Below are 18350 nucleotides of genomic sequence, written 5' to 3'. Positions count from 1 at the left end.
TGCTCGACCGGGTTAGTACCTGAGGGTGGCGCCATTGCACGTGATGGGCTTCATGGTATCCCAATGGTCTTGTGCGTCTGCAAGGAGAGGCGCCAGCGTGCGTCGCGCATGCAATAGGCGACCGCCGAGGCGGTGTTGGCGAGCCGATCCGGCCCGTCCATTGGCTGGAGCCAGTGATGGCTGAAGTTGAGATCTGCCAAAGCGTCCAGGTCAACCTCGACCTGTGGGAAAACAAGCTTCAGTTCGTGGCCGCTGCGCTGCACCAAAGGATTGCCGGCCTTGGGACTGACGCAGATCCAGTCGATACCCTCAGGTGCGGCCAGCGTGCCATTGGTCTCGACAGCAATCTCGAAGCCCTGTGCGTGGACCGCCGCGATCAAGGCTAAGTCGAGTTGGAGCAGGGGTTCACCCCCGGTGAACACCACGTAGCGATGGCCCAAGCCGATCGCCCAGGTTTCAGTGATGGCCTGCGCCAGATCCTCCGATGTGGTGAAACGCCCGCCGCCCTCGCCATCCATCCCGACGAAGGCAGTGTCGCAGAAGGAACAGGCGGCCGTGGCCCGATCCTCCTCGCGGCCGGACCAGAGATTGCAACCGGCAAAGCGGCAGAACACTGCCGCTCGCCCTGTCTGCGCGCCCTCCCCCTGCAGCGTCTTGAAGATCTCCTTTACCGCGTAGCTCATGATGCATTGCCCGCGCCCTCTAGGAGCGGTGCTGGCGCGGGGCGAGAGCGCCGTCGAAAGTCGGCCTTCACTATGGTCACGAGATGGTGTTTCAGCAGCGCGACGTCACGGTTGACGTTCTGGAGGCTGTTCCACCGCCGTACCTCGCCATCGATCTCCCACTGCCCCTCTGTCCAAGCGGTTTTTCCCTTGAGGCATTCAAGGCCAGATTGAAAATCATCTGTGGTCCTTGCATCGCCGCGCTTGGCGAGAACCTCCATTACGTCGCCCATTGCTTGAATGCCGGCGCCGTGAACCAGGCGGGATGTAGACGGCTTGTGGCCATGCCAAGCCTCAGGAAACACCTTCTTTACAGCGTCAAAAAAGTTCGAAACGAGCCGGACGCAGCGATCCCTACCTCGCGGCGTGTCAATTATTTCTCGCATAACTCCGTTGCTCAGCGACTCCAGGATGATCTTCTGGATCACCGTGTCAGCGATGATTCCGTCGGGTTGTGTATGTTGCTTGATATAACCCTGAAGCGCCGTAGCCTCGAAATTCAATCGCGCAGTAAGGTCGGCGGCGACAGATCGCCTACTCAAACGAGGCGGTAAATCGCTAACAGCAGGCAGGAGTTCATAAATCAACGACTTTGGAAGTGGCTTTGTATTATTAATGAGCACGAATTGCCTGCGAAGCTCAGCTTCATCTTTGCAGATTAGCACGGAGACGAAAACTTGGAAGTCTCGGTTGACATCAGCAAGGGCCGAAAGCCGTTGCTGACCGTCGACCACTAAGCCAGGAACGCCATTGCTCATGTCAATCGTAAGCCGAACCGTCCCCGTCCCCAAATCTTCGATAGACGCGCGGTTTGTGAACGCTACAACGATGGGATTTGGAAGCACGGCGTTGGGCTTTTCAAGATAGTCGCGGATCTCGCGAATGTGTGCCGCTACTTGGGGCCTCTGGAACCCGAAGAGATCACCTTGCGCGTCGCGGCCGATGCGCTCGATCGACGCGAAGCGCAGGACGTCCGCGGCGCTCGCTACTAAGCTGAGCACGGTGTGCTCGCTGCTTTGATGCGCTCGTACGGCCAGATAACTCATCGGTTCACTAAACGGCACGCTTCAGATCCAATCGTTCGATATGGTCTTGGTAGACTGCAAGGTTGTGAATGCCGCGCCGCTTGTTACGATTGCTGCCGCGGAAAATGATTACGTCGATTGCCGCCTCCTGACAGATTTTACATTTGCATTGCTTCCACGGTCGTTCGCCAAGGGTTGCACGATAGAGTTGCTCCAGGCGAGTGAGTGAGACGCTACCCTTGCAATCCTCGTAAGGCTTCTCTTCGACGAGTGGCGCGCTGTAGGCCATTACATTGTGAAGGACATCTTCAAGATTAGCTTCTCCCTGGTCAAACGCGCGCAGTGAGTTCAGTGCCAGTGCTTCCAGTCGGACTAGTTCCTCGGCTCGAAATATACCCTTCTTGACGCCGCGCTGAAGTTTGGGATTCTCGATAGCTTGAGGGACTCGGATTGAGGTGAAGTAGCGAAGACCGGTGCCGTTGCTGGGAAGGTAGTAATTTTGTTTGGCATCTTTGAACGCTCGAATCAGGGGCGATGTTGTATCAAAACTAGCAATATCGAAGCCATGAAAGCTATCGATGTCTTCCGCCTTGGCGAAACCTAGAATGTGGAGCCGCGTCGACGACGGAACTACTTCCCTAATTGCGCTAAGACAGAGTTTGATCTCTGGGGATTTGAGCGGGACCATGCCTCCCAGAGCTAGATAGTCATAGCCCATGGAAACGAGCCTCCGCGCGGCCTCCGCCATACTGCCCGGTGACCAACCCTGAACGACGCCAAGCGGAGTGAAAACAGCATCGATCTCTTTGGCCTCCCGGCGGAAAGCATCCGCATTCTCGAGCGTGATCTCGAACCGGGCCTTGGCGTCTGCGGAGCCTCCTTTCAAGCCGAGGCATCTCGCATTAAAGTCAAAAATGATGTGATCGACCGAGCAACCATGAGTGAAACCGCACTCGTCGTAGAACTCGGCCATCTCGGCGGCGGTGTAGGGTGGACGCTCCTCTTGAACGTAGGTGAAAGCTCCGCAATCACCGAAGATGTCAAGATGCGCGAACTCGGGCTTGTCGAGTCTTAAGAACTTACGGACACCAACAAGGTGGAACCTCCGTGCTTGGCTGGTTGTATATTTACCCTTGACTCGGTGGTCACCAACAATCCCACGCGAAACGAGTACCCCGTCATAGGGTGCGTAGCCTAGGATCTCGTGAGGGTAGGCATCGTCCCAATATGGCTGCCGCCCAGCTGAACTCCTATCTGCAATGAAGTCAAACGCAGGGTCGACATAGTCAAGGCTGTCGGCAAAAATGAACTTCATGCTGGAACCCGCGCCAACTCGCGCTCGATGTGCATTAGATGATCACTCAGCTTTGTAATATGCTGGGATGTAGACTGCAGTTCGCTCCAAGCGAGCCCGAGACTTTCCCAGGTCCCGTTCGTCCAGCGGCATTTTGGAGCAATTCGGCTTAGCGTGTCACGAACGGCGGAGGCCTTATTGCTGGCGCCGTCTGCACGCAGCATGATCGTGTCCATTAGCGCGCCCATCGCGCGGATGCCGACAGAGTGCATCAGGCGACTATGTGTAGGCGGCTTGCCCCAAGCTTGTGGGAAGGTATCACGCACTGCTGACCAATAGAGCACCAGTGCGTCGTACATAGCGGTGCTGTCATGTCCGTCCCCATTACGCTTGAACTGCCCCAGCGCGCCTGCGGGCGTTTTTAGACTTACTTTCATTGTTTCGATCAGCGCGTTGTCACTGACAATGCCTCCCTGATTCTTAGGGTCCGACTCACGTTTGATAAGGCGGTAAAAAGGCGAGCTTGGATTATTGTTTAATGCGCTACACAACTCACTCGGCAGTTGCCGCGCGGCAAGATTGCGGGGCAAGAAGATACTCACTTCAGGCAGCAACTCGTCGATGAGGCTGGTCGGAAGTTTTCTCGACTTGTTCACTAGGATGAACTGCTCTCGCTGGATCGATATTTCGTCCGACACGAAACCAATCACCGGGACTGCGATGGTCTTGTTTTTGGTGGCAGCAAGCGCGAGTGACCGCTGCTGACCATCAACAATCCAGGCCGCCCTATGGTGTTCAGGATAGAATGGAATCGAGAGGGTGCCGGCATCACCGACCTCACATATGTTCCCAGGCGATCGACCGCGTGCGGATGCAAACTCGACCTCGGCTGACATCGCGAGGATGATCGCGTTTGGGAAGAGGACTGGGCCACTGTCCAAGAAAGCAGTAATGTCCTTCACATGGTCTCGAATCTCGCGCCGCTGAAAGCCTTTCAGTTCCTGTTCTTGCCGACGGATGCGGCTGATATCTGCGATACGATCAATGTCGGCTCCATAGAGGAAAAACGCAAAGATACTCGTTCCGCTGCCCTGCTCTGTGCGAACCGCGCGGACTTTTAACCACTCACGCATGCTCATGCCGTTCACCCCGGATGATGCGAGCAAGCGTAGCGTAACGTCCTTGCTCACAGGCCAAGTTGAATTCGTGACGCAGTCGCTTGAGCGAGCATCCGCGTTCGCTGTCCCAATGCTTTCGCATCAACGCGAGCAGCGCCTCATCGTTGGATCGTACCCTGGAGACTTTGATTGGATATTGCCATCCAGTGAGGGCGGAAGTGACTGCTGAAGCATGCTCGGCCGCGGAGCGATTGCCGCCACCAGAAAGGCGGTCGGCAAAATGTCGGAGCGCTCGGCCTGGGAAGTCACTGATTGTACCGGGAATTGGACTGTCTGGGCCATCGAGCCGGTCATCGTAAGGCATCACATAGGGCCGGAGATCCGCTGGAATGCGATTTAGCGGAGCACGCGTAAATAAACGGACTCGCTCGAGGTCATCATCGGAAAGCGACAGAAAATCTGCGGCAACCAACTCGATATAGGCGTCCGAGAAAGCCCCTAAGATCAAGCCGTCCTGCTCCCGTGTCGCATCACTTAAAGCAACCCCGAATGGAGACTCTTTTTTCACAGCAGTCCACCAGGCGGACGCTGAGAAGGCACCCTCGACCCGTGAGGAAACGCTGTCTTCCGCATCCGTCACGGTAGTACAAGCGTAGGGCGGCACTTCCGTGATAGCATAGATTAGGCCTAATCCGGCTGAGACAACCATTAGTGTGGCGCTCAGCTTTTCGGCGGCATCCACGGCTTCCTTGAAACCTCTTCCACCGTAGATTTCCTTGGCTGGGAAGCGCTTCGGCGCGCCCCTCAAACGTGAAGCCCATTCGGCAGCAAGTGCGGGCATGGCCGCCGAAGTCAGCGCGCTCACATGGAGGCAATCGGTAACCGGCTTGCGTTTACGATTGGTGCAGGCGGTAATCACAAGCGTCACAATCTGGAGCCTTCCCTCGCATTTATGCATACAGCTGACGTTTCTAATTGGCTACATATAATCGGGTGAAGCCGGCTCGACATCGGTGGATTAAATTCGACGTTGATCCCTGCGGAATGGCTTAAATTGTGGAACCCAGAGCGGCATTCGATCAAGTTGCATCGCATCCTGCAGCGGCGAGATAGTTACGGCACTCGGTTGGTTGGAAGGTGTCAGCTCACTTTTGATGGCGTCCTACAAGTTCGGGATGGTCCGAGCTCGCCTGCTGCCGGTTTCGTGGACACCGAGATTGGGTGTTTCCTGAAGCCGGAGGTGGGGGATGCAGCGACGGAAGTTTGAGCAAGAGTTCAAGTTCGAGGCGGTTCGCCTGATCAAGGACGGTGGGGTGATCCGCGCGGGCTATGACGATGATCTCGCTTCGCTTGAGACAATGCCATTTGGGGCGTTCCTCCAACGAACAGCGTGATTGCCGAAGGAGTGTCAGACCGTCCGAATCTGCCAGCCACAAGGTCCCTGGCGTCATTCTGCGGACCACCGTCCAATGCTGGTGGACGCCGGAGAGGCCGATGATGATGACCTGACCCATGAGCAATCTCGCTTCAAGCTCGCTCCAGAGAGAGCCGAGTGTCTCGTGCTCCCCAGCAGGGGGCAGGGTTTGGACGCCGATGCCGTGAGCTTTCTGGATGTGTCTGATTGCCGAACGCAGCAGCTTCCGAAGCTTGCTGACACCGCACCCCTTCCACATCGATGCTGCCGTTGCGGAGTGGGTATCGAGAGTCTTGCGAAGCAGCCGCCGGAACAGGCATCGGCAATCTCCATGGGTCAGTTCGGGGATCAGGATGGAGAGTGCATTGACCGCCGCATAGATCCCGCACAACCCGTCGAAGGCCCCTTGTCGATAGGGGCGTAGCGGTCTTCGGGCAGCACGCACCGGTGTAATGCAGTGGCGACCAGCGAGATCGTGACCCACCATTTTCAATACTCCTCGGCGAGCATGAGGGTGAGGACGCGGCAGGTGACCGCCGGATCAGAGGCATCTGGCGAGCCACCGATGAGATCGAGATCGTAGTAGTCGATCTTGAACATGATGCTGTGCCCATCGACCGTCAGGAGGCCGAAGTCGTGGTCGTCGTGCGGATCGTTGTCGGGTCCGAAGGCATCGAAGGTGGTCAGCGCTGCATCGAGGCGTTGGATTGTCGCCTGAGGCAGAAATCGAACACCCGGCGTCACCAGGATACGACCCCCCTGATAAGTGCGGCGGAGACAGTCGTTGAGAGCGCGCACACGTGCGTGCCACGCGAGAGGCATGGTCATGGTGTTGATCCTGATGTGAGTGAAGAGGGTCGGACAAACCGCTTTCTCAGGCGGCAGGAGCACAGCGGCTGGGAAACTGCGGGCAACGCCGCAATGGCGCCTGGCGGCAAACTCACAGGAAGGCTGGAGACCTCAGCAGAGTGGATGATGTCGACAAGGAAAGGCTGCGGCGCTTAACGCTCGCCTTTCATGCAAAAGCTCATGATGTTTCGGGTTGAGGGTACTGGCGCTCCGTCAATAGTGCGCACCGGCTCAGCACGATGCACGATGGTGTAGGTGATCTCACCGCCGGCAACCCGGAGCGAATCGGCATTGTCCTGTTTGCCCTCAGCGGTCGACGAGACAGAGGCTGAAGGAACACCAGTTCGCCGATGGTATGGCCTAGCGCGGCCACGGCGAGAGTCGCGATAAGGTGCTGTCACAGCAGTGGTTCGAAATGGCCGAAACGCTAGGTAAGGGAGGGCGTTCCTGGTCGAAGGGCACGGCAAACTTCATGGTCTGAAGTTAAGCGTGCACGTGGAAGGTTGCGATGACAGACAGCCGTCTCGGCAGGCGGCCGACCGGTGAGGCAAGGCGGTTGAGCGTATCGCTGAGCAATACAAACGTACACGTCATGAGCATACCGCCTCAGTGCACAAATGTCAATTTATTCCTATTTCGAATTCACGCAGACGCGTGTTTGCGTTGAGGACCGTGCACTAACTTTACCCTCGGACCACCCCGTGGGGGCCGATCAGCTATGAGTGGTCGCCGCAGGCGGTGGTGCACCAACGGCTTAGACGAAAGTGGCCGGCGTGCCACACTGCTTGCGGATACCGAGAGACAAGGTCTGACGAAGAAACCTCGCTTCCGCGAAGCGTCACTTCGGTATAGGCTCGCCGGATCCATACCTGCCGACCCAAGTACCGGGGCGCATCCGCTACTGGAGAGACATGATGGACCTACTCCCGAACCACGGCCGCGTCTCTTGCACCGTCTGCCACTCCGCTCCGGCGGAGTTCGATGCGGTCGGAGCCTGTACGCCGGAGTGGCGCATACGGGCCAATCCGCTGTCATGGGGCTCCGCAAGTCCGGAGATTCTGGTGTTGGGCTTCTCAAAGGGGCCGACTCAGGCAGGCGATCTGGCCCGGACTCCGCACGACGCAGTGGCCTTTAAAGGGCAGCGCGTCTGGGTCGGTCGAATTCTTGCCCGCCTCGGCCTGCTGGATGGTCCAGCCGATACGGCCGGGATGACTAGGGTCGCCGACGGATTGATCTCCGACAGACAGGGTCGGTTCGCATTCGGATCTTTGGTTCGTTGCACTGTGGAGCGGTTCAATGGCAGTATCTGGAAGGGCACGGGCGGCGATATGCTCGGCGGCTTCGTCTCCAGTGCTTTCGGGCGCGTCGTGGGAGGCAACTGCACCCGCCGGCATCTCGGTCGACTGCCCGACAAGACCCGTCTAGTCGTCATGATGGGCACGGGATCCAAAGGGAACTACGTGGACGAGGCAGAGCGCCTCATCTATGACGCCAGGGGCAGGCCGGCCTCGTGGCGTCGCATCAACGCGGTCGCCTACGGAGACGGCAGCACAACATTCGTTCATACCGTCCACTTCGCTGCGCAGGGACGCCTCCGGGGTGATTGGTTCGGTCAAACTAGGAACGATGGGTCGCCACCGGACCCCACCGCCGTCGAATGGGCGCAGCTCGCTGCCGACGCCGCTCTCGACGCTATGACGCGTCCCCGGATCGCGAAAGCTGCTTGAAAGACTTCCCACTGGCTAGAGGCTGTTATGAACCGGTTGCCAGTTGAGCGGCCTGTTTGAGCATGAAGCAGACGAAGGCGACGATGTGGAGATCGGCGAGTGTGCTGGGATAGCGCTCGTAATCCTTGACGAGGCGGCGGAAGCGCGTCGCCCAGGCGAAGGAACGCTCCACGACCCAGCGGCGCGGCAGCAGGACGAAGCCGCGCTTGGCCTCTGGGAGTTTGACGACCTCCAGTTCGATGCCGTGTTCGCGGGCGGCCCTGGCTGGCTTTTCCCCGGTATAGCCCTGGTCGACATAGGCCAGATCGACGCTATCCCCGGTGGCGGCCTGCACGGCCTCGGCCAGATGCCCGACCTGGGTACGGTCGTCGGCATCGGCGGGGGTGACGTGCAGGGCCAGGAGGTGGCCCAAGGTGTCGACGGCCAAGTGGACCTTCGACCCCTTTTTGCGCTTGGCGCCATCGTAGCCGGCCCGCTCGCCGCTTTCGGGCGTCGAGCGCAAGGTTCGACTGTCGAGGATCGCCGCGCTCGGCTCAGGAGAACGCCCGGAAGCCAGGCGCAGCAGCGCCCGCAGATCGTCGGCGAGTTGCTCGAAGCAGCCTGCCGCTAGCCAGCGCTGCGCCTGCTGGTAGACGGCTTCCCAGGGCGGGAGGTCGTGGGGCATCCATCGCCAGGGTGCCCCCGTCTTCACCACGTAGCGCAGTCCGTTGAACGCCTCGCGAAGCGAATACTCACGCTGCCCCGCATCCTCGCGCAGCAGCGTCAGGTACGACGCGACCAGCGCCCATTCATCATCGAAAACGTCGGACGGGTAGGCTTGGCGCGAAGAGGTCATGCCTCCTCATCTGGGTTCCAGACCGCTCAGGTCCACAACAGCCTCTAGGAACGCCCCCCTGAACCAATCTCCGCGTCTCAGAGCGCCTTAACAAACCGTCTGATCTGGTTGAGGGTGATGAGGCTCGCGGCGAGGTTTGGGATCAGCTTGTAGATATCGGCGCGCTAATACGATGAAGCCGAGTCCGCTTCGCCAACGAGTCTTATCAAAGTTCGGCGGGAGGCAGAATACCTCGGTAGTTCTCGCCCTTCACATCCATCCTTCGCTTCGGCTTGACGGCAATGCCCCTTCAACCATCCCGGAGCACCGTTTGTTAACCGCCACGCCATCGAGTGGAGGCGGCAATTACCTTGGTGCGCCACAGGAGCGGAATTCTGAAGATCGTAACGGTTTCGGCCCCGGCATGCCCGACGGTCATCGCAATGACAGGGCAATGGGGATCGGATGTCGGGACGCAACTTCTACAAGTTTTTCGCGGGCGGCGGCATGGCGCGAGCCGGTCTGGGATCGGAATGCATTGTCTGTTTGCCAACGACATCGATCAGATGAAGGCTGCGACCTACGAGGCCAGTTGGACCGGATCCAACTTCTACAAGGGCGACATCGCCGCTCTGCAGGCATCAAACATTCCGGGATTCGCGGATCTCGCCTAGGCTTCCTCCCCCTGTCAAGACCTGTCGCTAGCCGAACACGGGCTTGGTCTCGGCAGCAAGGCATACGCATGCAGGACGCGGTCAGGCAGCTTCTGGGCGTTCACGCGCGTCATCCGAGATTTGTTCCAGGACGAGCGCGCACCCGGGATGATCGTCCTCGAGAACGTCGTCGGTCTGCTGACGGGAAACGGAGATAGGGACTTCGCGACGGTCGGTCAGGCGTTGAGCGAACTCGGGTATCGGTTCGGTGCGATTGTCCTCGACGCGAGCCACTGTGTTCCGCAGTCGCGCCCGCGAGTATTTGTGATCGTGGTCCGGCGGTTCGGCCGCATCCGTCAGGAACTCAAGCTCGACGTCCCGGTCCAACCCAGGCATCCGAATTTACTCGTGCGCGCGGTCTACGGTTTCGACCGGCGTACGGTTGAACGTTGGATTTGGTAGAATCCGGGCGAGGCTCCCGTTCGCAGATCGACCGTCGCCAACATGGTGTCGGACACGCCGTGCGGGGCTGTCTGAAACCCCGAGGCAGCGATCACGAAGCTCATCGGCAAGATGTCCGGCCTGAACCTCAAGAAGCTCGATGCCGCGAAGCGTTCGGGCCTCTGAACGGTCGGCAGCCTCCATCTCCGCACAAGTCCAATGTCTCAGGGTCATAAGCTCCGGGCTGAGATTAAGAGCGCCTAACAGAACCGGGTGCGAGACCAGCTCGTCGGCGAACGCACGGCCCTGATGAACCAGATCCGCGCCATCCTTCTGGAGCGCGGTCACATCGTCCCACAGGGACGCGCCAAGCTCGCCGCCAGCTTGGAAAGTCTGCTCGATACCGAGGCGATCTCAGACCTCACACCACGGATGAGTAGCCTGGTGGCGGATGTACGTGAACGCTGGCAGTCCGTCGATGGGCGCATTGCAGCACTCGACGCAGAGTTCGCCGAACAGGCTCGGACTGACGAGAGCGCTCGCCGGCTCACCACCATCCCGGGCATCGGTGCACTCAATGCTACAGCGCTGGTCGCGGCGATCGGCGATGTCGGCACTTTCGCCCGCGGACGTGATCTGGCGGCCTGGCTCGGCCTCGTCCCGCGTCAGGTCACCACTGGTGGACGACCACGCCTCCTCGGGATCACGAAACGCGGCAGTAAGTACCTGCGCAAAATGCTGATCCAGGGTGCACGGGCCGCGATGCCGATCCTCCGCAAGAGCGAGACGCGGATCGGCCAGTGGCTACGGGGCCTGTTGGCGCGGGCGCACGCCAACACCGCCGTTGTGGCGCTGGCGGCTAAAATGGCCCAGACCGTCTAGGCGCTGCTGCGCCACGAACGCGTCTATGAGCCGGCGGCGGTGGCTGCCTGAATTGAGCTTGGTCGGCGAAGCCTTCGTCGGCCTTCCGATGTCTGCGAGCGGTGAGAGGAAGATGGCCTGACAGTCGATCGGTGTTCTGGAACCCTCTGGCGTAAAATGGCGCTCGACGCCGGCCCCTTTATGAGGACCAGGACGCGCGGATCTCCATCTTGGCCAACGGCAGCGCCGGAAGGCCGGATACGTTTATGCAGACTGCTCAGACCAGCGGATCATAAGCCACTTGCGGACGGGGCGGGCCATACGTTTGGCACCTCCCGCCGCCTTCTAGTGTGCCCGCACGTTCGTGCCGTCGAGGAACACCATCCCGAGGTGGATGCCCCGCTCCTGCACGAGACCGAGTAATCGCTCCCAAACGCCGGCACGGGACCAGCGGATGAAGATCTGCGCCGCGCGCCACCACGGACCCAATTCCTCAAGAATAGCCCGCCATTTGGCACCATTCTGATGCCGCCAAAAGATCGCCGAGAGCGTGCGCTGCAGATTCTGCGGTGGCGTCTTGGCCTTGGGCCGTCAGGCCTCAACCAGGGGCTCCAATTCAGACCACTGCGCATCGTTTAGCATCGTCCCTCCTTGATCTGAAAAGACAAAACGCAAGCCCCGCCAATCGGTTCAGGCGACGACAGGCCCTAGTGGTGCCGGCGGTCGTCTTCCTTCGCGAACGCATCCAGTTGCCGTCGCGGTGGCAGCGGGATGTCGCCTGGATCTGTTACCGTCCGACCGAGCCGTTTGCACAACCGGTTCCAAAGGCGGCCGGAAAGGATCCGCATGGCGCAGCAACTCCTGGCCAACCTGATCGAATGGAAACGTGTCTTGTGTGCACGTTTCCTTCGCGTCGTAATCTGCTTGCGGTACGCTGTGAGCAAGACAAGCGGGAAGTAATCTAGATTTGTCGAGTCCTGGCTCCATTAATCAGGGTTCTTAATAAAAAGGCATGCGGCCGTCGGACGTGCCAAGTTCCAGCGCGCATTACGATAGGCAAGGAAGCGAACGCCTAGCCGAACTTGCTCTTACTGCGCGCAGCCCGGCTCCAATCGGCCTTGCAGAAGGCCAGGATCATTTAGAGATGGAGGGGACGCTCGCGATCAGACAGCGCTACTTCTTGTTCATAAATACTTTTCGACAGAGATCTATCCTATTCTGGATTTTGTGCTTCATCCCTACCCAGACCGGGTCAGTACAAGGACTCCAAGGGGATGGAGGCGGGGCCTGTAACCGCAGAGTCGCAGGATGCAGCAAGAGCGTGGCAGCAGACTCAATCCGTCCAAGTCGACGAGCCAGAAGAAGAACTCCCGCTGCCTGCCACTCCGTGCTAGCCCATGCCTAATACGGCTCGGTCCCTGCATGCGTTACGTACGCAGGGGCGACGGGCTTTTACGGTAGGGGGCGACCGTGAGGGGATTCCTCGTGGCACACGCGCTGTTAGGATACGGCAAAGTTGCCGAGGTTTCGGCGCGGGGCCTAGCTGTGAACTTTCCGGAACGGGGGGGATCCGTTGTATTCTCTATGGAGGCCTTCCGCTCTGGCGTCCTGCGCCGCGCCTCACTTACCACAGACGAACTGGCCTTAGGCCCACAAGGACTGTGCGTCGTGCAGTCGACCGTACCCGTTGAAAATTCTTCCGGGCCGCGGCGGTACTCGGTGTGTTACGAGGACGGACTGACCGAGCACGCAAGCGAAGTTGACCTGACCCCGGTGGGCTCGGCGCGAGTCCGGACGCCGCTAGGGGCGCTCGGGAGCTACGAGGCTGGCCCATTTGAGGCTTTTGCGGCCCGCGAGAAATTGGCTGCTGCCTTGAATCGTCAAGCCGCCCAGGTCGGGGGCTTGCGGGCACTACTATCTGGCCGCGTGGATTTACATCCCCACCAGGCGTTCGTTGCAGGAACGGTCGTGTTGGACCACCGACGACGGTACATTCTTGCGGACGAGGTTGGTCTGGGCAAGACTGTCGAGGCCGGCGTCGTTATCCACGACCTCCTCTCTCGCAATCCCCGGGCCCGGGTCCTCGTGCTGGCGCCTGGGCCGCTGGTGCGGCAGTGGCTCACGGAAATGGCGACGTCGTTCGGGGGGCAGGACTTTCGCCTCGCTGACCTCCACCCGCCGGAGTCCGTCGACGTATCGGGTTGGACCCGCCTCATCGCCTCGACAGGCCTTGCAGTGGGGTCCTTGCGCGACGCACTGCTTGACGGCCGCTGGGATATGGTGGTGGTCGACGAGGCCCACCACCTCGTCGACGCGCCCGTCCTATACAGCATGGTTCGCGCGTTGGCCGAGGGGGCCCGCGATCTCCTTCTCCTCAGTGCCATCCCGGCGCGGAGGCGTGAGACCGAGTTCCTTAAGCTGTTGGCCCTGCTCGAACCGACCCGGTACGGTCTCGCAGCAGACGCCGACTTGGGCGCTTCGGCGAACGCGAGGGACGCGCACGAACGCTTCGTCCAGCTTTACGCAAATCAGGAGATAATCGGTCGCCGCCTAAACCGGCTCGGAGCGGAACTCGACGCCTTGGCGGCGGGCGAAGCAAAGCCCGCCGATGTGCTCGAAAAAGCCAAGCGTCTCGCGGACCTACCGTTATTGCGTGACGACCGGCGTGTGCGGTCCGCCCTTGAGGCGATAGCGACCGCCGCTGAAACCGCCCCACCGGCTCTGAAAACGGGGTCTGACGACCCGCCTACTCCGACGCCACCTACGATGGCCGAGGCTGCGGCGTACTTGCGCAACCTTGTCGTCGATCGCTATCGCATTCACCGCCGCATCCTGCGCAACCGACGTCAACGCCTCGTGGCCGAGAACCGTCTCGCAGTCGTGACGCGCAGCCTCCGAACTCACATATACAAGCCGGATCAGGTGGAGCTTGAGGCGGTCGAGGCTGTGGAGAAACTGGTGGGAGACGCGGTCGCCAGAGGCCTCCCTCTCAACGTCGCCCGTCCCCTGGCCCGAACGCTTTTCCAAGCGCTTGCCTCACCTGCAGGCGTAGCCCTGCTATTGCGCGACCTCTTAGGCACGCCTGTTGATCCTGCCAACGTGGCGCCTCACGAGATCGAGTTGCTTAACGCGGCCCTTGGCCCCGGCTATGCGGCATGGTCGCGCCTCGGCAGGATTATGCACGCGCTGTCGGGACCGTTCCTCGACCGCGATAGCCTGGCGCGAGCCGAGAGCGCAGTCGGAACTTGGGCCCGCTCCGACGCGTCCTGGGGACGAGAAAGGGCCGTAGCGGACTTGGTGCGCGGACGCCTCGCCGCTGACGTCGGCAAGATCTTGGTCTTTGCCGGGTATCCTGGACTGGCGGCTACGATCACCCAGTCCCTGAAAGTCGCTGTAGGCGCCTCCGTCGTGGCAGACTTCCGCTATGACATGGACGACGGAGCCAAGGAGGAAGCCGCTCGTCTTTTCCGCGTGGAGGCCGGCGTGCGCGTGCTCGTCTGTGATGAGAGCGGAGGCGAGGGCCGCAATTTCCAATTCGTTGATGAGATCGTACATGTCGACCTGCCCTGGCAGGCTGGGCTAGTTGAGCAACGCATCGGCCGCCTCGACCGGCTTGGCCGAACGCATCCAGAGGTGGTCTCGCACGTCGTGGCAAACGAGGCAGGCCTCGAAGCCGGGCTCCTGCACTGCCTCGGTCCAGCGGGAATCGGGGTGCTTACGCATTCGGTCAGCGGCGCAGAGTTCGCCCTACGCGGCCTGCACGACGAGATGGTCGACGCCGCAATTGCGGCCGGGGCCGAGGGAACCGGAGCGGGAACGCTTAGCGCGCTTGCCCGATCGCTTCGGCTCCGCGTCGAGGAAGAGCGTGCCCGCGATGAGAGCGAGGCCCTTCTTGATGAAGCCTCGTTTCAAGCCGATGCGGCCTCGGCATTCCTTAAGCCCGCGGACGAGGGCGTTGACGCCGAAGTCGAAGCAGCTTTCGTAGCTTACTTTCGCCAGATCGCCACTCCTAAGTCTGTCGGTGCCCACGGCGACCAGCGTACGCCGCAGGGGCTATGGCGCTTCCAGCCCGACGACGTCCGCGGGGGCGGTCTCCCCTACCTGCGACGAACTAGGGACGGTGACGCCCTCGCGCGCCGCGTCGGCACGTTCCGGCGCGACATTGCTCGCGCCCGGCGCGACGTAGAGTTCTTTGCCCCCGGCAACCCCCTATTCGACGCAGTGGCGGGTTTCCTGCGCATTGAGTCCGTCGGGTGCAGCTACGCAGTGGGGTGCCTGGTGCCGCGCCTGCCGGCGGCAGTAGTAGTAGAGTTCGCAATGACCCTAAGGGCCAACAGCGAGGGACTTTCAAAGGTCCCCGGGCTCGCGAACCGCGCGGAGACGGTAATTGGGGCTAGGCGGCGGTCGGTGGTCTTCCCGCTTGGAGCCCTAAAGCCAGTCAATGAGGCGACCTACCTCGCGCTGCGGGCAGCCTGCCGGCCCGAGACCCGGGGCAGGACCTGGGACGACCTCCGTCCCGAGCGATTGGAGGGCGTCATCGCAGGCAGCGTGCCTGATTGGCCCAAGTACCTGCGCGCTGCAGAGGAGCGGGCCAAGCTCTACCTACGCGCTGCGCTCCAGCCCCGCCTTGCCCCCCTCGTGCAGGCAGAGGATAGACGAGTGGCGGAGCAACTGCGCCAGATTCGGACGGAGATGTCACAGGACGGCCCGAACGAGGTGACGACCGCAGAGGTCGAAGCCTTGTCGAACTACCGCAGGGCCCTCGCGGACTGGGTCGTCGAACTCGACGGTATCGGCGTCCTCGCCGTGAATCCTTGAGGAGGCCACTATGGGCGTTAGCCATATTAACGAGAATCAGGTCGTCCTAGTCGGAGCCGGTGTTGCAGAGGACGCCGCCCAACCGGTCGACCTGCATAATGCCTTTCTCGCCGGTGTGAGGACGGGCCAAATAGGCAGGCCCCTGCCGAACCGGCCTGACGAATCGTGGTCCGCGGCCACCGCGCAGTGGCGCTTTCTAGTCGCGCTGGCAGACACGCCCGCCGGCGAGGACCCCCCTCTCGACGTCGGCGTCCTTCTACGTCAGGTGGTGCGCTGGAGTGAGCACTCCCCGGATGTAGGCGCTGTCGCGCCCGCGCTGCTTCCCGCCATGGCCGCGGCTGGGGTGCGGGTCACGCCCTCAGGACGCCTTGTCGCCGAGGCGTTCGCTCCGGCTTGGCTTGCCGAGAATGCTGTCGACGCTGATCGCGGCCTTGACGGGCCGCCCCTAGTACGCCGTCCCGATGAAGGAGTGCCGGGCGAGCCCTGGCTCGAATCGCTCGTAGGGCACCGGGACTGGCACTCCCTCGCCCAGAAGGAAGCAGCATGGGCGGCCCTAGCTGCGCCGGACGGGTCGACCACCCTCGTAGGCCTGCCCACGGGGGCTGGTAAGAGCCTCGTATTTCAGTTGCTAGCGCGCTTCTCCAAGGGGCTGACCGTAGTGATTGTGCCGACCGTGGCGCTCGCCATTGACCATTGGCACAGTGCTCGCCGGGTATTCGGCCCGGCTTCGGCGGCACTGGATCCCCGCTACTTCGCTGCCGGCGACGCGGACCAGGACGCGGATGCCCTCGTCGCCGCTGCCCGGGCCGGCACCTGCCGACTCGTGTTTACTTCGCCGGAGGCCTGTGTGTCCGGCCGCCTGCGCGGCGCGCTTGAGGAGGGTGCCCGCGCAGGCTGGTTCGAACATCTCGTGATTGACGAGGCTCACATTGTCGACGCTTGGGGTGGGAGCTTCCGGGTGGACTTCCAGATGCTTGGCGCCTTGCGACGGCGCTGGCTCGCGGCATCCGAGGGGAGGCTGCGCACCTACCTGCTCTCCGCGACTTTCACCCCCGAGTGCCGCCTTGCTCTACGCGACCTGTTCGGGCCGGAGCGATCCTACCCAAAGGCGCCCCAATCCTCTCCTGTAGAGCCTCAGGCATGGCGCGAGTTCGTGTCCCAGCGTTTGCGCCCTGAGATGGATTACTATGCCAGGCTTTTCGAGGAGAATGACCGCCGCGACGAAGCCGTCGTTGAAGCGTTGGGCCGACTGCCCCGCCCGGCCATCCTCTACGTCACCGAGCGCGCCGAAGCCGAACGGTTCCTCGCGCGCTTGAGCGAGGCCGGCTATAGGCGATTAGCTTGCTTCCACGGCGATACCCCGGGCCGCCGTCGGCGGGAACTCGTCGATGCGTGGCGAAATGATCGGGTCGACCTCATGGTAGCTACGAGCGCCTTCGGCATGGGGGTGGACAAGCCTGATGTCCGCACCGTGATCCATGCCTGCCACCCCGAAAATCTCCATCGCTATTATCAAGAGGTCGGCCGCGGCGGGCGAGACGGTGCCTCCTCGGTGTGTCTCCTCATGCCCACCCCGCACGACCGCCGTGTGGCGCGGGAACTCGCTCCCACCTTGCTTGGGGACGAAAAATTACAGCTGCGCTGGCGAGCAATGTGGGAGGGCGCCAGACCTGTTCCCGAGGTGGCAGGACACGTGTTCGACCTGCCTACCGAGGCTAAGCACGCTGAGTTGATGGGGCGGCGCTCGTTCAAAGAGAACGTGCGTTGGAACAAGCGTCTGTTGCTCTTACTCTTACGGTCAGGAGCCCTAAACCTGCTCGACTTGGTCTACGAGCGGGTGACCGATGCTGCGGGCGAGCCCCGAACAGCGGAATGGGTACGCGCCGAGTTGCGGTTCCCGGGCTGGTCCCACAACGTGGCGGAACTAGTACACGATCAGCGCGAGGCTGAGCTCTCCTTGGGGAGGCGCGGCCTCGACCACATGGCCGCCCACCTCGACGTCGGAGGAGGCGGCCTTGCTGCCTGCCGCGTACTGCGCCGCCAGTACGGCCAGGGCGTCCAACCCGCCTGCGGTGGATGCCGGGTCTGCCGCAAGGACGGCGGGCGCACCCCTGCTGTCGCGCCGAGGCTTGACTCGCCGGTGGCGCAGCAGGACCACTTGCCGACGCTCAGCGTGGTGCTAGACGCCCCCGCCTTCGGGACACCCGGTGGCGACGAGGAACTAGTGCGCCTCTTGCGGCGTGTCGCTATTGAGCGGGGCATCCGGCGTTTCGCCTGCCCTGCCGCAGCGCATTCTCGCTTTAAGGCGCTTCTGGGCCGGGCGTTCGCTCCCAATGGACCGGCATTTTATCGACTTGATGCCCCGGGCGCGATCGAGGGGCCCGAAGGGGAACTGTCGCAGGTGTTCGGAATCGAACCGAATGAGCACCTAATCTGCATCCATCCGCAGGTGCCGGACCCGACCCTCCTGAGAATCCGCCGCGGCCGCGCGGTGTCGCACCTCTTTTGCGAAGCCTCCTCAGTTCGCGATTCGAATGGACGCATCCCGCTCACTTCTGAAGGCGCGCGCCCGTTTCCAAGCCCTGATGCCTGGTACCAAGGTCTTTAGCCCCAT

General features: G+C 61.5%; 12 protein-coding genes and 3 pseudogenes. 6 read left to right on the top strand and 9 right to left on the bottom strand.

Features of this window, described 5'->3' with window-relative positions:
* Positions 1–50: 50 nt before the first annotated feature.
* The 7 genes from queE to ACYQML_RS15245 all read right to left on the bottom strand — a co-directional run bounded on the left by queE (position 51) and on the right by ACYQML_RS15245 (position 6401).
* Complete coding sequence (gene queE, locus ACYQML_RS15275) at positions 51–683, bottom strand: 7-carboxy-7-deazaguanine synthase (RefSeq protein ID WP_461233278.1); 633 nt, start codon at positions 681–683, stop codon at positions 51–53.
* A complete protein-coding gene (dbpB, locus tag ACYQML_RS15270; RefSeq protein ID WP_461233277.1) occupies positions 680–1768 on the bottom strand; it encodes a DGQHR domain-containing protein DpdB in 1089 nt (362 codons plus the stop codon). Before dbpB (ACYQML_RS15270) ends, queE begins: the two co-directional genes overlap by 4 nt.
* Before the next feature lie 7 nt (positions 1769–1775).
* Positions 1776–3062, bottom strand: coding sequence for a tRNA-guanine transglycosylase DpdA (dpdA, locus tag ACYQML_RS15265; protein ID WP_461233276.1), 1287 nt, complete (start codon positions 3060–3062; stop codon positions 1776–1778).
* The gene (gene dbpB, locus ACYQML_RS15260) at positions 3059–4180 is read right to left on the bottom strand and encodes a DGQHR domain-containing protein DpdB (RefSeq protein WP_461233275.1); all 1122 of its coding nucleotides are present in this window, start codon (positions 4178–4180) and stop codon (positions 3059–3061) included. Before dbpB (ACYQML_RS15260) ends, dpdA begins: the two co-directional genes overlap by 4 nt.
* Positions 4167–5087, bottom strand: a complete 921-nt coding sequence (locus ACYQML_RS15255; protein ID WP_461233274.1) for a hypothetical protein — start codon at positions 5085–5087, stop codon at positions 4167–4169. The genes dbpB (ACYQML_RS15260) and ACYQML_RS15255 overlap by 14 nt, the downstream gene beginning before the upstream one ends.
* A 217-nt stretch (positions 5088–5304) precedes the next feature.
* Positions 5305–6060 carry a hypothetical protein gene (locus tag ACYQML_RS15250; protein ID WP_461233272.1) on the bottom strand — a complete coding sequence of 252 codons (756 nt, stop codon included), beginning with the start codon at positions 6058–6060 and terminating at the stop codon, positions 5305–5307.
* Positions 6061–6062: 2 nt separating this feature from the next.
* The gene (locus tag ACYQML_RS15245) at positions 6063–6401 is read right to left on the bottom strand and encodes a DUF3768 domain-containing protein (protein WP_461233271.1); all 339 of its coding nucleotides are present in this window, start codon (positions 6399–6401) and stop codon (positions 6063–6065) included.
* Between the two features lie 935 nt (positions 6402–7336).
* Here ACYQML_RS15245 and ACYQML_RS15240 point away from each other — a divergent pair.
* Positions 7337–8149, top strand: coding sequence for a hypothetical protein (locus ACYQML_RS15240; protein ID WP_461233270.1), 813 nt, complete (start codon positions 7337–7339; stop codon positions 8147–8149).
* A gap of 25 nt (positions 8150–8174) precedes the next feature.
* On the opposite strand, the gene ACYQML_RS15235 is transcribed toward ACYQML_RS15240, so the two are convergent.
* Complete coding sequence (locus ACYQML_RS15235) at positions 8175–8984, bottom strand: IS5 family transposase (protein ID WP_461233269.1); 810 nt, start codon at positions 8982–8984, stop codon at positions 8175–8177.
* A gap of 512 nt (positions 8985–9496) precedes the next feature.
* Here ACYQML_RS15235 and ACYQML_RS15230 point away from each other — a divergent pair.
* The 3 genes and pseudogenes from ACYQML_RS15230 to ACYQML_RS15220 all read left to right on the top strand — a co-directional run.
* Positions 9497–9637, top strand: coding sequence for a hypothetical protein (locus tag ACYQML_RS15230; RefSeq protein WP_461233268.1), 141 nt, complete (start codon positions 9497–9499; stop codon positions 9635–9637).
* Between the two features lie 12 nt (positions 9638–9649).
* Positions 9650–10078, top strand: a pseudogene (locus ACYQML_RS15225) (DNA cytosine methyltransferase); the annotation flags it as partial.
* A gap of 246 nt (positions 10079–10324) precedes the next feature.
* Positions 10325–10939: pseudogene (locus ACYQML_RS15220) on the top strand (IS110 family RNA-guided transposase); the annotation flags it as partial.
* A 327-nt stretch (positions 10940–11266) separates the two neighbouring features.
* Here the strand turns inward: ACYQML_RS15220 and ACYQML_RS15215 are convergent.
* A pseudogene (locus ACYQML_RS15215) lies at positions 11267–11560 on the bottom strand (transposase); the annotation flags it as partial.
* Positions 11561–12844: 1284 nt separating this feature from the next.
* On the opposite strand from ACYQML_RS15215, the gene ACYQML_RS15210 reads away from it, so the two are divergent.
* Both ACYQML_RS15210 and dpdF read left to right on the top strand, forming a co-directional pair.
* A complete protein-coding gene (locus ACYQML_RS15210; RefSeq protein WP_461233267.1) occupies positions 12845–15736 on the top strand; it encodes an SNF2-related protein in 2892 nt (963 codons plus the stop codon).
* A 10-nt stretch (positions 15737–15746) separates the two neighbouring features.
* Entirely contained in the window at positions 15747–18344 is a 2598-nt protein-coding gene (gene dpdF, locus ACYQML_RS15205; RefSeq protein WP_461233266.1) for a protein DpdF, read from the top strand.
* Positions 18345–18350 lie beyond the last annotated feature (6 nt).

It is taken from the genome of Methylobacterium sp. CM6244, from assembly GCF_054817885.1.
Note: the sequence above shows the minus strand (reverse complement) of the source record. Positions and strands in the feature narration are given on the sequence as shown.